This window comes from Streptomyces sp. JLYT201, from assembly GCF_059448825.1.
Genome location: NZ_CM182551.1, coordinates 6,976,365 through 6,989,726, shown reverse-complemented (window position 1 = coordinate 6,989,726; position 13,362 = coordinate 6,976,365). Strand labels below are relative to the sequence as shown.

Sequence of the window (13,362 nt, the reverse complement as noted above, 5' to 3'; positions counted from 1 at the left end):
CGTCATCAGGGAACCACACGACAGGACGGTGGACTTCGGTGCGTAAGTCGCGCTCACTCCGGATGGCCGGCACCTTGGCGGCCGTGCTCGCCCTCGCCCTCAGCGGCTGCGGATCCCCGGGTGACGGCGGCTCAGGAGGCGGGAACGCCGAGGCGAGGACCGCCCGTGCCGACCGCATCGAACCGCTCAAGGGCACACCGGAGCAGACGCTCCCGGCGACCGTCGCGTCCGCCGACGGCAAGAAGGTCACGGTCGAGGACACCAGCCGGATCGTGCCGCTCAGCGGCGGCCTCAACGAGATCGTCTTCACTCTGGGCCTCGGCGGACACGTCGTGGGCCGGGACATCACCGCGACCTTCGAGCAGGCCGAGAAGCTGCCCGTGGTGACGCGGGCCCACGACGTGTCGGCGGAGAGCGTGCTCTCCCTGAAGCCCACGGTGGTCCTCGCCGAGAGCACGACGGGCCCCGCGGAGGCCGTCGACCAGATCCGGGACGCGGGCGTCCCGCTCGTCGTCCTCGACCCGGCCAAGGGCCTGGACGACGTCGGCCCGCGCATCGAGGCGGTCGCGAAGGCCCTCGGCGTGCCGAAGGCGGGCGCGGCCCTCACCTCCCGTACGGAACAACGGCTCGACAAGGTACGCCGGTCCGTGCCCGCCGGGGCGAAGAAGCCGCGCGTGGCCTTCCTCTATCTGCGCGGCTCGGCCTCCGTGTATCTGCTCGGCGGCCGCGACTCGGGCGCCCCGTCGCTGCTCGAAGCGGCGGGCGCCGTCGACGCGGGCAAGGAGTCGGGCCTGAAGAAGGACTTCACGGCGATCACCAGCGAGGCCCTCGCGAAGGCGGCGCCCGACGCGATCCTGGTGATGTCCAAGGGGCTCGACTCGGTCGGCGGCGTCGACGGCCTGGTGAAGATCCCGGGCGTGGCCGAGACCCCGGCGGGCATGGACCGCCGCGTCGTCTCCGTCGAGGACGGGGTGCTCCTCAACTACGGCCCGCGCACGGACCGGGTGCTCGCCTCCCTCGTGGACCAGCTGTACGGGGACGCCGAGTGAGTCTCCTGACCAAGTCCGCGGCGGCCCCCGCGCGGGAGACCGCCACCGCCCGGCGCGGGCGGCGCGGGACGCCCGCGCTGCTCACCGCCGCCCTGGCCGCCGTGCTCGCCGTGCTGTGCCTGCTGTCCGCGGGGCTCGGCGCGTACGACATCCCGCTCGGCGACGTCCTCGCCTCCGTCCAGCACCGCGCGGGGCTCGGCGGGCACGCCCTCGAGCGGGTGCCGGAGAGCGTGCTGTGGAAGGTGCGCCTTCCGCGCGTGGCGCTCGCACTCCTCGTGGGCGCCTCGCTGGGCTGCGCGGGCGCGCTGATGCAGGGCGTGTTCGGCAATCCGCTGGCCGAGCCGGGCGTCATCGGGATCTCCGCCGGCGCGGCCGCGGGCGCGGTCGCCTCGATCGCGCTCGGCCTGAGCTTCCTCGGCAACTGGACCGTCACGGTGTGCGCGTTCGCCGCCGGTCTGACCACCGTGCTGCTCGTGTACGCCCTGTCGCGCGAGGGCGGCCGCAGCGAAGTGGTGACGCTGATCCTCACCGGCATCGCCGTGAACGCCTTCGCGGGCGCGCTGATCGGCCTGTTCATCTTCTTCGCCGACAACGCCCAGGTCTCGCAGATCACGTTCTGGCAGCTCGGCTCGCTCGCCCAGGCCACCTGGCCGAAGGTGCTCGCCGTGCTGCCGTGCGCGGCGGCGGGGCTGCTCGTCGCTCCCCTGTACGCCCGCAGGCTCGACCTGCTCGCGCTCGGGGAGCGGCCCGCGCGGCACCTGGGCGTGGACGTGGAGCGGCTGCGGATCGTCCTGGTGCTCGTGGTGGCGCTGCTCACCGCGGCGGCCGTGGCGGTGGCCGGGGTCATCACGTTCGTGGGGCTGCTCGTGCCGCATCTGCTGCGGATGGCGGCGGGGCCGGGGCACCGCTTCCTGGTGCCGGGCAGCGCGCTCGGCGGGGCCGTGGTGCTCGTCGGCGCCGACCTCGCCGCCCGTACGGTGGCGGCCCCCGCCGAGCTGCCGCTCGGCGTCCTCACCGCGCTCTTCGGCAGCCCGTTCTTCTTCTGGCTGCTGCGCAGGACCCGTCGCAAGCAAGGGGGTTGGGCATGATCGGGCGGCTCTTCGGCGGGCGCGGGCGCGCGCTGCCCGGGCCCGTGGCACCCGGCGACGTCCTCGCCGAGGCCGTGGACGCGCGGCTCGCGCTCGGCGGCCGCGAGGTCCTCAGGGGCGTGTCGGTGCCGGCCCGGGCGGGCGAGGTGCTCGCCCTCGTCGGCCCCAACGGCGCGGGGAAGTCCACCCTCCTGGCCGCGCTCGCCGCCGACCTGCCGGTCGCCTCCGGCACCGTGCTGATCCGCGGCCGGGCGGCCGGGGACTGGCCCCCGCGCGAACTGGCCCTGCACCGGGCCGTGCTGCCGCAGTCGGCGGTGCTGTCCTTCCCCTTCGCCGTCGAGGACGTCGTCCGGATGGGGCGCGCGCCCTGGGCCGGGACCCGCCTGGAGGACGACGACGAGGCGGTGGTGCGCGAGGCGATGGCCGCCACGGAGGTCGCCGGGTTCGCGGCGCGGCCGTTCTCCGCGCTCAGCGGCGGCGAGCGGGCCCGGGTCGCGCTCGCCCGCGTGCTCGCGCAGCGGGCGCCGCTGCTGCTGCTCGACGAGCCGACCGCCGCGCTCGACCTGCGCCACCAGGAGCTGGTCCTCAGGATCTGCCGGGAGCGCGCCGCCGCCGGGGACGCGGTGGTCGTCGTGCTGCACGACCTGGGGCTCGCGGCGGCGTACGCGGACCGGGCGGTGGTGCTGCACGGCGGGGCCGTGGCCGCGGACGGCGCCCCGTGTGACGTGTTCGACGCGGGGCTGCTGTCCGGTGTGTATCGCCAGCCGATCGAGGTGTTTCCCCATCCTCGGACCGGAAAGCCGCTGGTCACGCCGGTGCGAGAGGGGAACTGACAGTGACCGCGCCAACGATCACCATCGATTTCAGGACATCGCTTGACCCGTCCTTTGCCCATTCCTGGTCATGCCCGAAGTAAGGCTCGGTTAAGTTAGGCTCCCCTCACTTTCTTTCCGTCTGGAGCCTTCATGCACCGCGCCCGCCTCCCCCTCGCCGCCGCCACCGCGGCGGCGGCCCTCGCCGCCCTCACCGGCTGCACCGAGAAGAGCGACGGCAAGGGCGGCGACGGTACCGTCAAGGTGACCGCGAGCGACGACAAGTGCGAGGTGTCGAAGAAGGAATTCCCCGCCGGGCACGTGAAGTTGGCCGTCGAGAACAAGGGCTCCAAGGTCACCGAGGTCTACCTCCTGTTCCCCGACGACCGCATCGTCAGCGAGCGCGAGAACATCGGCCCCGGCACCCGGCAGACCCTCACCGCCGAGGTGAAGGCGGGCGACTACCGCATCGCCTGCAAGCCCGGCATGAAGGGCAAGGGCATCCGCCAGGCCGTGAAGGCCACCGGCGGCGCCGGCACGGCGAAGCGCGACCCGCGCCTGGACAAGGCGGTGGCCGAATACCGCTCCTACGTCCAGGCGCAGGCCGACGAGACGCTCCCCAAGGTGAAGGTCTTCACGGACGCGGTCAGGAAGGGCGACCTGGAGGCCGCGAAGAAGGCGTACGCGCCCTCCCGCATCGGCTGGGAGCGCACCGAACCGGTCGCCGAGTCGTTCGGTGACATCGACCCGAAGGTCGACGTCCGCGAGGACGGGCTCGGCGACGACCAGGACCCCGCGAAGGACTGGACGGGCTGGCACCGCCTGGAGCGCGCGCTCTGGCAGGACAAGAAGATCGGGCAGCGCGAGAAGGACCTCGCGACGCGGCTCGACAAGGACCTCGCCGACTGGCGCAAGCGCGTCGGCAAGGCCGTGATCACCCCGACGTCCATGGCCAACGGCGCCAAGGAGCTCCTCGACGAGGTCGCCACCGGCAAGGTCACCGGCGAGGAGGAGCGCTACTCGCACACCGACCTCGTCGACTTCAAGGCCAACGTGGACGGCGCCGAGAAGGCCTACACCCTGCTCAAGCCGGTGGCGTCGGAGAACGACCCGGCGCTCGCCAAGGAGCTCGACAAGCAGTTCGCGGCCCTGGACGAGCTCCTCGACCGGCACCGCGCCGGCAAGGGGACCGCGGACTCCTCCGACTTCACGGCGTACGACAAGGTCGGCAAGGCGGACCGCAAGGAGCTGCTCGACGGCGTGAACGCGCTCGCGGAGCCGCTGTCGAAGCTCGCGGCGGCCGTCGTCACCTCCAAGTGACGCGTCCCAGGGAGGGGAGGCTCAACCATGTCTGAAGAGACCAGCACCGGTGCGCCGTCGCGGCGTTCCCTGCTCGGCTGGGGCGGCGCCGGGCTCGTGCTCGGCGCGGCGGCCGCGGGCGGCGCGGTCGCGGTGACCCGTGAGGAGTCCGGCGCCGGTGACGCGGTGCCCGCGGCCTCGACCGGCGCGGCCGTCGACTTCCACGGCCCGCACCAGGCGGGCATCGCGACGCCCGTCCAGGACCGGCTGCACTTCGCCGCGTTCGACGTGAAGACGGAGGACCGCGAGGAGTTCGTGGCGCTCCTGAAGGAGTGGACGCGGGCGGCGGCCCGGATGACCGCGGGCCACGCCGTCGGCGAGGGCGCGTTCGGCGGGCTCGCCGAGGCGCCGCCGGACGACACCGGCGAGGCGCTCGGCCTCAAACCCTCGCGCCTGACGCTCACCCTCGGCTTCGGGCCCTCCCTGTTCGAGAAGCACGGCGAGCGGTTCGGCCTCGCGGGCAGGCGCCCGAAGGCCCTCGTGGACCTGCCCAAGTTCCCCGGCGACAACCTCGACCGGGCCCGCAGCGACGGCGACCTGTGCGTCCAGGCCTGCGCGGACGACCCGCAGGTCGCGGTGCACGCGATCCGCAACCTGGCCCGCATCGGCTTCGGCAAGGTCGCCATCCGCTGGTCGCAGCTCGGCTTCGGCAAGACGTCCTCGACCACGCCCGACGCCCAGACGCCGCGCAACCTCATGGGCTTCAAGGACGGCACCCGCAACATCGCGGGCACCGACGGGGCCCGCCTCGCCCGGCACGTGTGGGTCGGCGAGAAGGACGGCCCCGAGTGGATGACCGGCGGCTCCTACCTCGTCGCGCGCCGCATCCGCATGAACGTCGAGACCTGGGACCGCACCTCGCTGCGCGAGCAGGAGGACGTGTTCGGCCGCGACAAGGGCGAGGGCGCCGCCGTCGGCAAGGCCAAGGAGCGCGACGAGCCGTTCCTGAAGGCGATGAAGCCCGACGCGCACGTACGGCTCGCGCACCCCGACTCCAACGGCGGCGCGACGATCCTGCGCCGGGGCTACTCCTTCACCGACGGCACCGACGGGCTCGGCCGCCTCGACGCGGGCCTGTTCTTCCTGGCCTACCAGCGCGACGTGCGCGAGGGCTTCATCCCCGTGCAGCGCTCGCTCGCGGCGAAGGACGCGCTCAACGAATACATCCAGCACGTGGGTTCGGCGGTCTTCGCGATCCCGCCCGGGGTGCGGGACAAGGACGACTGGTGGGGCCGCGCGCTGTTCACCGGGAAGGCGTGAGGCGATGTTCGGCAACTATCTGATCGGCCTGCGGGAGGGCCTGGAAGCCAGCCTCGTGGTGTGCATCCTCGTCGCGTACCTGGTGAAGACCGAGCGGCGCGACGCCCTCGCCCCGGTGTGGACCGGCATCGGCGTCGCCGTGGCGCTGTCCCTCGGCTTCGGCTGCGCCCTCACCTTCGGCTCGCAGGAGCTGACGTTCGAGGCGCAGGAGGCCCTCGGCGGCTCCCTGTCGATCCTCGCGGTGGGGCTCGTGACCTGGATGGTCTTCTGGATGCGGCGCACCGCCCGGCACCTGCGGGCGGAGCTGCACGGACGGCTCGACGCGGCCCTGCGGATGGGCACGGCCGCCCTCGTCGCGACGGCGTTCCTGGCCGTGGGCCGCGAGGGCCTGGAGACCGCCCTGTTCGTCTGGGCGTCCGTCCGCGCGTCGAACGACGGCACGCACGCGCCGCTGCTCGGCGTGGTCCTCGGCCTGCTCACGGCCATCGCGCTCGGCTGGCTGTTCTACCGCGGGGCCCTGCGCATCAACCTCGCCAAGTTCTTCACCTGGACCGGCGCGATGCTCGTCGTGGTGGCGGCGGGCGTCCTCGCGTACGGCGTGCACGACCTCCAGGAGGCGCGGTTCCTCGGCGGCCTGGAGGACAAGGCGTTCGACATCAGCACGACGATCCCGCCGGACAGCTGGTACGGCACCCTCCTGAAGGGCGTGTTCAACTTCCAGCCGAACCCGACGGTCCTCCAGGTCGTCATCTGGTCGCTGTACCTGGTGCCGGTCCTCGCGCTGTTCCTCGCACCGGCCCGCGCGGGTTCCCGGAAGCCCGCCGAGCGGGCCCCGCAGGCCGCCGACGCCGCGAAGGCGGACGCCTCCGGTTCCTGACGCCGCCCCCGCGCCCGCTCCCGGCGGGGCCCCGGTAGGGTTCGGGCCCGGGAGCGGGGAGAGCGAAGGGGTCCCATGATCAGGGTGCGCAGGCTCGGGCGGTTCGGTGCCTCGGCGGCAGCGGTGCTCGCCCTGTCGACGACGGCGAGCGGATGCGTGACGGTGCACGGCGAGCGGGAGGTCGTCCCGGCCGCGACCGAGTCCGAGGCGGCCCGCGCCCTCAAGGAATTCCTGCGCGCCTACAACAAGGCCGACCGGGCCTACGACCCCGCCCTGGACGCGGCCCGCGTCACCGGCCCGCTCGGCGCCATCAACCAGGCGGGCCTGAAGGCGCGGCGCGCACAGCACCCGGACGGCAACCCCCGGCACGTGCCGCTGCGGTTCACCGACGTCGAGTACGCCGTCCCGAAGAAGGCGGGCTGGCCCCGGTTCTTCATGGTCAACGCGCTCAGCAACCGCAAGCCGCACGGCTACCGCTGGCTGATCGTCTTCACCCGGGCCGGCGGGGACCAGCTGTGGGAGGCCACGTATCTGAACCTGGTCCGTCCCGACCGGATCCCGGACCTGAAGCGGGACGAGGACGGGTACGCGGAGCCGGTCGCCGCCGGCCGGGCCGGTCTCGCGACGGCGCCCCGGCGGCTCGGCGCGCGGTACACGGCGTTCCTCAGGTCCGGCGGCGACGCGTTCGCCCCGGGCCCGCACACCACGCAGTGGAAGGCCGCCCGCGACCGGAACGGCAAGCGCCTCGGCCTGGCCGTGCAGTACCTGGACGAGCCCCGGAACTCCGGCGCGTTCGCCCCCCTGGGCCTGCGCACCCGCGACGGCGGCGCGCTCGTCTTCTTCTCCACCCACCACTACGAGAAGCAGACCGCGTCCAAGGGCCTCACGGTCAGCGTGGAACCGGACGTCAAGGCCCTCATGAAGGGCGAGGCCAAGCAGTCGGTCACCCTGGAGCGCGTCTCGAACCAGGTCTCCCTGACGCCCAGGAAGCAGGGCGCGATCACGATACTGGGCCGCATGCAGGGCCTGGTGGGGGCGAAGGGCGCATAGCCCTCAGCCGCGCAGCGGCCAGGCGGCCACGTCTCCCTGGGGCTCCCCCGCGTACCGGGCGCACTCGTCGGTGAGGATCTCAAGGAGGGTCAACGGGTCGGGCAGAGCGAACTCGGGCCCCCGCACCCAGCCGACCGCGAGGTCACCCGGCAGTCGCGCGGGCGGCACGAGGACATAGGACCCGCGGCAGTGCCAGCGCAGCCCCGGGTGCTCGTCCATCGTCTCCGGGTGGCAGTCCAGCTCGCAGGGCCACCACTCGTCCTCGTCCTCCGGCGTGCCGCGCGTCGCGGTGAAGAAGAGCATCCGCCCCTGCCCGTGCGACCCCTCGGACTCGGCGACGGGCCCGACCTCGATGCCGTCGGCGAGCAGCCGCTCCAGGGCGGCCCGCCCGGCTTCGAGGGGCACGTCGAGGACGTCGTGCACCATGCCGGTCGCGGTGATGAAGTTGGCCTGCGGCTGGTGCCGGGCCCAGCGCTCGATCTGGCCGCGGTCGGTGGTGGACTGGGTCTGCCAGGCGAAGGAGACGGGGTGCCGGGCGGGGGTGGGACAGCCGATGCGGTCGCAGGAACAGCGGTATCCGGCGGGGTGCGCGGCCGGCGCGAGCGGCAGCCCCGCCGCGGCGACGGCGAGCAGCAGGTCCTCACGGCGCGTGGCTTCGGCGTCGCCGTCCGCGCCCGCACATGCCCGTCGGCGAAGCCATTGGGAGATCCTGCTCTGCGCGCCGGACGTCCGGCCGAACTCTGCGCCCATCTATCCCCTCACCTCGCCGTCGTGCGGAACAGCATGACCTATGGTCCCACCATCCTGCTCCCCGGGTGGCCGTAGCCCACATCCGGGGTAGCTGGGGTGATGCAAGGCGGGGGGTGACATAGCGCGTCATTGCGGGCGAAGTGGTGTTTTCCGCTCCTACCGTGGTCGCCATGGTCACACGGACTGTGCTGTCACTCTCGGGCGTCACCGCCCTGGCCCTCACCGGGCCCACCGCCTTCCTGGCCCCGCTGGAGTGGGGCGGCGGCCCCCTCACGGTCGACGCGCTGCCGCCGTTCGTCTACACCGCCCACCGGGGCGGCGCCCTGGAGGTGCCGGAGAACAGCATGTCGGGCCTGATGACGGCGTTCGAACGGGGCACGGCACAGGTGCTCGACGCCGATACGCGGATGCTGGCCGACGGCACCCTGGTGGTGCTGCACGACGCCACCCTGGACCGCACGACGTACGCGACGGGGCCGGTGCACCTGCTGACCGCCCGCGAGTGGCAGCACGTGCGGCTGCGCCCGCAGCGGCACGTGCCGGGCCTGTGGCGGGTCGAGCGGCCGCCGACGGTGACGGAGGTCCTCGACCGGTTCGGCGGGCGGGTCATGCTGATGCTGGAGGCGAAGGACCCCGAGAGCCTGAACCGGCTGAGCGCACTGATCCACGAGCGCGGCCTGGCCCGCTCGGTGTTCGTGAACTCCAACAAGCCCTGGGTGGCCCGGCGCGCGCACCACCTGGGCCTGCTCGCACAGCTGTGGCGGTCCGAGCGGCAGCTGCGCTCGGACCGCCCGGAGCGCTGGGCGTCGTTCGTCGACGTGCTGGACGTGGACTACAAGGCGCGCGACGAGGACCTGCGGCGGGCGGTGAACTCGGGCGTCCCGCGCGTGTGGGCGCACACGGTGACCACGCCCGCGCAGCGCGACCGGGTGCTCCGGCTCGGCTGCAACGGCGTGATCACGGACGCCCCGGGGCTGCTCTCGCGGACCCCGGTCAAGGGTGTGCGGAAGGCGTCCCGGCGCCTGCTGGGGCCGCTCAACCAGCGGTGACGCGGGGCGCGATGCCGTAGAGGGCGTACTCGACGAGCGTGTCGGCGTACGCGTGGGTGAGCGGGCCCGTGCGCTGCATCCAGCGCTGGGCGAGCGGGCCCGTCCACAGTTCGAGGGCGATGCGCGGGTCGATGTGGGCGGCGACCTCGCCGCGGTCCTGGGCGCTGCGCAGGCGCTTCACATAGAGCTGGAGCTGGGGTTCGAGGAGCTTCTCGACGAACTCGGCCCCGAGCTCCTGGTTGACGACGCCCTCGGCGGCGAGCGCGCGGGCGGGGGCGTCGAACTTGGGGTCGGTCATCTCGTCGACGGTGGCGCGCAGCACGAGCTTGAGGTCGGCTTCGAGGTCGCCGGTGTCCGGGATGTCGGTCGCGGGCTCCGCGAGCCCGGCCTCCTCGCTGAGCTGGGCGTTGGCCTGTTCGGCGAGGTCCAGGAAGGCGTCGAGCAGGACGGCGCTCTTGGAGGGCCACCAGCGGTAGATGGTCTGCTTGCCGACGCCCGCGCGGGCGGCGATCGCCTCGATGGTCATCTTGCCGTAGCCGACCTCGCCGACCAGGGCGAGAGCGGCGTCGTAGATCGCGCGGCGGGAACGCTCGCTGCGGCGCGTGGAGTCAGGTGCGGTCTTCTGGGCCATGCCGTCGAATGTAGCAGCGCCGCGAGACGCCGCGTCTCACCAACGCCGACGACGCCGCCAACCTCCTCGACAAGACGGAGCGTCTCGGTTACTGTCGAGGCATGACGAGACGCAACGTCTCGCCACTCGTCGGTGCGACAGGGGTGCCGACGACTACTTCGACGACTCACGGAGGTCACACCATGTCCCGAGGCGGATCCGGAATGCTCGGCGTGGGCGGCACCCGCTCCAATCTGTCGCGCACGGCCCTGCGCGGCGGAAAGGGCGCGGGCCGCGTCGGCGGCGGGCTCAGCCCCCAGGAACAGAAGCGTGAGCTGCTGCGCAGACTCCAGGAGGGCCGGGCGGCGAACCACGACTCATGACGCGGGATGCCCCCGAGAACGGAGGCTCCTGACCGCCGGAACCTCCGGTTCATGAGCAATTTCGCGTCCACACCACAGTTCGAGCTACGCAGATCACTGCGCGAAGGCTTCTCAGACCGCACCATGGGCAGCAATAGCCCCTGCGGTTCGTGAGGAGCCTTCGTTGCGTCAAGCTGCCCGGCGCGCCACACCCCGGCGCTACCTGATGTGCCCACCGGCGCACTTCAAGGTCACGTACTCCATCAATCCGTGGATGGACCCCGCCAAACCCGTCGACGTCCCGCTGGCCATCGCCCAGTGGGAAGACCTGCGCGACCGCTACCGCTCGCTCGGCCACACCGTCGAGGAGCTCGAGCCCCGACCCGACCTGCCGGACATGGTCTTCGCGGCCAACGGCGCCACCGTCGTCGACGGCCGGGTCCTCGGCGCGAGCTTCGCCTACCCCGAGCGGCAGGCCGAGGCGGCGGCCCACCTGGAGTGGTTCCGCGCCCACGGCTTCGAGCACGTGCACGAGCCGACCCACATCAACGAGGGCGAGGGCGACTTCGCCGTCACGTCCTCGTACGTGCTCGCGGGCCGCGGCTTCCGCGCCAGCCCGCTCTCGCACGGCGAGGCCCAGGAGGTCTTCGGCCGCCCGGTGATCGGCCTGGACCTGATCAACCCGCGCTACTACCACCTGGACACCGCCCTCGCGGTCCTGGACGACACGACGGACGACGTCATGTACTACCCGGGCGCGTTCTCGCCGGGCAGCCAGGCCGTGCTCCAGCGGCTGTTCCCCGACGCGCTGATCGCCGAGGAGGCGGATGCCGAGGCCCTCGGCCTCAACGCCGTCTCCGACGGGCTGCACGTCCTGCTTCCGCAGGCGGCGACCGGGCTCTTCCAGCCGCTGCGCGACCGCGGCTATGAGCCTATCGGCATGGACTTGGGCGAGTTGCTCAAGGGTGGGGGCAGCGTGAAGTGCTGCACGCAGGAGCTGCGGCTGCGTTAGGCCGTCCTTCGACTGCGGGCCGTCGTGGCTGGTCGCGCAGTTCCCCGCGCCCCTTCGGGGCGCTCCCCGTGCGGGCGGCCTGTGAACCGCCCGCACCTCTCCTTCAGGAATTCAGCTCCGCCGGACACAGCCGCCGCGGCCGCGTGTCCGTGCGCAGCTTCGCGTCCGCGCAGCCGCCCGGAAGCCCCGCGCGGGTCTTCGTGCCGAAGTTGGCGGTGACGGTCAGGGTGCCGTCGCCGAAGACCGTGCGCTGGACGGAGCGGTCGCCGGTCAGCCACCGGAACGACGTGAGCCGCTCGGCCCCGGCCGCCCGGTGCAGGGGCGCGAAGTAGCGCTGGAGCGCGGCGAGTTCCCGGCCGTGGCGGGTCAGCGCGGGCCCGTCCAGGACGTAGTTCAGCGGCCGGTCGTACAGCATCGCGAGCAGCGCGCGCCGCGTCTTCTCCGCGGGCAGCTTCTCGTACGACAGCTCCCAGCGCTCGGCGCTGACGGTCGAGCCGTGCAGGGCTGTCCCGTACAACGGGACGCGGTAGCGCGGCGCGTACATGGCCCGGCTCAGGTCGGCGGGCAGGCGTACCGGCTTGAAGAACGCCTTCGGGGCGTTCTCCGGGTAGTAGCCGCCCCATTTCTCCCGGTCCTTCTGGAGCGTCCACAGGCCGTCGGCGACGGGGGTCGCGCTGCCGTGGTCGAAGGCGACGGCCTGGTTGGCCCAGGCCTGGGCGGTCTCGGAGCCGAGGACGAGGCCGGACCCGGCGATGCGGCGCATCCGGGCGAGGCGGTGGGCGCGGTCCTGGGCCTTGGTCATCGGGTGGGCGGCGGAGTGGTCGCGGAACAGCTCGCCGGTGGCGTCCACGTCGAGGAAGTAGCTGTCGGCGCCGTTGCGGACCATGGCGCGGGTGCGGTCGGCCAGGTAGTGGCGGGCGGGCTCGGCGCGCTCGAAGGCGGCGGAGCTCAGATAGCAGCCGCGGCCGCCGAATCCGGTGTGCGGGGTGCCGTCGGCGTTCCGGACGCAGAAGTCCGGGTAGACCCGCCCCGGCCACACGGAGGTGGGGCTGTCGGCGGTCTTCGGGTCCTGCCCGTTGGCGAAGGTGTCGTACGGGCCGACGAGGTATCCGGCGGCCTTCGCCGCGGCCACCGCCTTCTTGTCCATGGGCCCCGGTCCGGCGTCGTACCCGAGCCACATGCGGTCGGCGCCGAGCGCGCGCAGCCGCCGCACCCCGGCGGCGGTGCGGGCCTCGCCCCACAGATAGGCGTGGAACGCGCCGAGGAGCCGCCGTGCCGCCGGGTTCTGCCGGAACTTCGCGCGCAGGCTGCCGAGCCGGCCGCGCTCGGCGAGGTAGGCGCGGTAGTCGGCGGCGGGGGCGACCGGGCTGCCGTCCGTCAGGGCGAGCGTGACGGTGTACGCGCGGGTGCCCTCGGCGCGGCGGAAGGCGTGCGTGGCGGTGGCGCGCAGGCGCCCGTGGTCCTCGGCGAAGGCGAGCGAGGTGCCGAGGTCGGTCGGGGTGAGGTAGCTGACGCCGTGCCGCCCGGCGGAGTACCCCCACAGGGGCAGCGTGAGGTCGGCGCCCACGTCGACGCTCGTGCCCGCGAGCCGGCCGCCCCCGGTGGTCCAGAAGGGGTCGGCCACCGGGATGTCGAGCCCTTCGCCGCGCGGGAGTTGCAGGCTCGCGGCGGCGGGGGCGCCGACGCCGGTGACGGGCCAGCGCAGCGTGGTGTCGCGGCGGGCGGCGAAGCTCAGGGCGAGGCGGCCGTGGTCGGAGCGGGCGGTGACGTCGAGGCCGCGCTCGGGGTAGCTCCAGCGCATGCGGCCGCCGTCGAGCCTGCGCACGGGCTCCGGCGCGCCGAGCGGGGTGGCGGACGCGGCCGAGAGCAGCCGGTCGTGGCCGTCGCGGGTGCGGGCGCGGACGGCGAGCGTGGCGGTGTCCACGACGGCGGTGCCGCCGCGGACGGCCAGTTCGACGCCGGTGCCGGGGGCCCGGTCCGGGGCGGCCGCGGCGGGGGCGCCCCCGGCGGCGAGGGCGAGGACGAGCCCGAGGGCTGTGGTCTTGAGGGGCATGGTGACGTGGATAGTCACCGGTTCTAAGGGG

The 13,362-nt window shown here is 73.4% G+C and carries 13 protein-coding genes; 10 read left to right on the top strand and 3 right to left on the bottom strand.

What is annotated here, in order from left to right; all coding sequences use genetic code 11:
* The first annotated feature begins 62 nt into the window (after positions 1–62).
* From AC5WAM_RS29535 to AC5WAM_RS29505, 7 genes are all read left to right on the top strand, one after another.
* Positions 63–1,049: a heme/hemin ABC transporter substrate-binding protein gene (locus AC5WAM_RS29535; protein WP_495519404.1), complete on the top strand. Its 987-nt coding sequence runs from the start codon at positions 63–65 to the stop codon at positions 1,047–1,049.
* A 5-nt stretch (positions 1,050–1,054) separates the two neighbouring features.
* Positions 1,055–2,137 carry a FecCD family ABC transporter permease gene (locus AC5WAM_RS29530; RefSeq protein WP_495523672.1) on the top strand — a complete coding sequence of 361 codons (1,083 nt, stop codon included), beginning with the start codon at positions 1,055–1,057 and terminating at the stop codon, positions 2,135–2,137.
* A complete protein-coding gene (locus AC5WAM_RS29525; RefSeq protein WP_495519403.1) occupies positions 2,134–2,970 on the top strand; it encodes a heme ABC transporter ATP-binding protein in 837 nt (278 codons plus the stop codon). Before AC5WAM_RS29530 ends, AC5WAM_RS29525 begins: the two co-directional genes overlap by 4 nt.
* A 132-nt stretch (positions 2,971–3,102) precedes the next feature.
* Positions 3,103–4,269: an iron uptake system protein EfeO gene (efeO, locus tag AC5WAM_RS29520; RefSeq protein ID WP_495519402.1), complete on the top strand. Its 1,167-nt coding sequence runs from the start codon at positions 3,103–3,105 to the stop codon at positions 4,267–4,269.
* 27 nt (positions 4,270–4,296) lie between these two features.
* The gene (gene efeB / locus AC5WAM_RS29515) at positions 4,297–5,568 is read left to right on the top strand and encodes an iron uptake transporter deferrochelatase/peroxidase subunit (RefSeq protein WP_366796042.1); all 1,272 of its coding nucleotides are present in this window, start codon (positions 4,297–4,299) and stop codon (positions 5,566–5,568) included.
* A 4-nt stretch (positions 5,569–5,572) separates the two neighbouring features.
* A complete protein-coding gene (gene efeU, locus AC5WAM_RS29510) occupies positions 5,573–6,445 on the top strand; it encodes an iron uptake transporter permease EfeU (RefSeq protein ID WP_495519401.1) in 873 nt (290 codons plus the stop codon).
* 75 nt (positions 6,446–6,520) lie between these two features.
* Complete coding sequence (locus AC5WAM_RS29505; RefSeq protein WP_495519400.1) at positions 6,521–7,495, top strand: SCO2278 family lipoprotein; 975 nt, start codon at positions 6,521–6,523, stop codon at positions 7,493–7,495.
* Between the two features lie 3 nt (positions 7,496–7,498).
* Here AC5WAM_RS29505 and AC5WAM_RS29500 read toward each other — a convergent pair whose 3' ends face one another.
* Positions 7,499–8,245: a bifunctional DNA primase/polymerase gene (locus AC5WAM_RS29500; RefSeq protein ID WP_495519399.1), complete on the bottom strand. Its 747-nt coding sequence runs from the start codon at positions 8,243–8,245 to the stop codon at positions 7,499–7,501.
* 170 nt (positions 8,246–8,415) lie between these two features.
* Between AC5WAM_RS29500 and AC5WAM_RS29495 the strand changes: the two genes are divergently transcribed.
* Positions 8,416–9,294 carry a glycerophosphodiester phosphodiesterase gene (locus tag AC5WAM_RS29495; protein WP_366796046.1) on the top strand — a complete coding sequence of 293 codons (879 nt, stop codon included), beginning with the start codon at positions 8,416–8,418 and terminating at the stop codon, positions 9,292–9,294.
* On the opposite strand, the gene AC5WAM_RS29490 is transcribed toward AC5WAM_RS29495, so the two are convergent.
* Positions 9,281–9,925 carry a TetR/AcrR family transcriptional regulator gene (locus tag AC5WAM_RS29490; protein ID WP_138959413.1) on the bottom strand — a complete coding sequence of 215 codons (645 nt, stop codon included), beginning with the start codon at positions 9,923–9,925 and terminating at the stop codon, positions 9,281–9,283. The genes AC5WAM_RS29495 and AC5WAM_RS29490 overlap by 14 nt on opposite strands.
* A gap of 182 nt (positions 9,926–10,107) precedes the next feature.
* On the opposite strand from AC5WAM_RS29490, the gene AC5WAM_RS29485 reads away from it, so the two are divergent.
* Entirely contained in the window at positions 10,108–10,287 is a 180-nt protein-coding gene (locus tag AC5WAM_RS29485; protein WP_366796047.1) for a DUF6243 family protein, read from the top strand.
* Positions 10,288–10,450: 163 nt separating this feature from the next.
* Entirely contained in the window at positions 10,451–11,278 is an 828-nt protein-coding gene (gene ddaH / locus AC5WAM_RS29480) for a dimethylargininase (protein WP_346347257.1), read from the top strand.
* Positions 11,279–11,381: 103 nt separating this feature from the next.
* On the opposite strand, the gene AC5WAM_RS29475 is transcribed toward ddaH, so the two are convergent.
* A complete protein-coding gene (locus tag AC5WAM_RS29475) occupies positions 11,382–13,331 on the bottom strand; it encodes a glycoside hydrolase (protein WP_495519398.1) in 1,950 nt (649 codons plus the stop codon).
* Positions 13,332–13,362 lie beyond the last annotated feature (31 nt).

Coding starts and splice junctions, on each gene's coding strand:
- AC5WAM_RS29535 (WP_495519404.1), top strand. CDS start 63: ATGGCCGGCACCTTGGCGGCCGTGCTCGCCCTCGCCCTCAGCGGCTGC.
- AC5WAM_RS29525 (WP_495519403.1), top strand. CDS start 2,134: ATGATCGGGCGGCTCTTCGGCGGGCGCGGGCGCGCGCTGCCCGGGCCC.
- efeO (WP_495519402.1), top strand. CDS start 3,103: ATGCACCGCGCCCGCCTCCCCCTCGCCGCCGCCACCGCGGCGGCGGCC.
- efeB (WP_366796042.1), top strand. CDS start 4,297: ATGTCTGAAGAGACCAGCACCGGTGCGCCGTCGCGGCGTTCCCTGCTC.
- efeU (WP_495519401.1), top strand. CDS start 5,573: ATGTTCGGCAACTATCTGATCGGCCTGCGGGAGGGCCTGGAAGCCAGC.
- AC5WAM_RS29505 (WP_495519400.1), top strand. CDS start 6,521: ATGATCAGGGTGCGCAGGCTCGGGCGGTTCGGTGCCTCGGCGGCAGCG.
- AC5WAM_RS29500 (WP_495519399.1), bottom strand. CDS start 8,245: ATGGGCGCAGAGTTCGGCCGGACGTCCGGCGCGCAGAGCAGGATCTCC.
- AC5WAM_RS29495 (WP_366796046.1), top strand. CDS start 8,416: ATGGTCACACGGACTGTGCTGTCACTCTCGGGCGTCACCGCCCTGGCC.
- AC5WAM_RS29490 (WP_138959413.1), bottom strand. CDS start 9,925: ATGGCCCAGAAGACCGCACCTGACTCCACGCGCCGCAGCGAGCGTTCC.
- AC5WAM_RS29485 (WP_366796047.1), top strand. CDS start 10,108: ATGTCCCGAGGCGGATCCGGAATGCTCGGCGTGGGCGGCACCCGCTCC.
- AC5WAM_RS29475 (WP_495519398.1), bottom strand. CDS start 13,331: ATGCCCCTCAAGACCACAGCCCTCGGGCTCGTCCTCGCCCTCGCCGCC.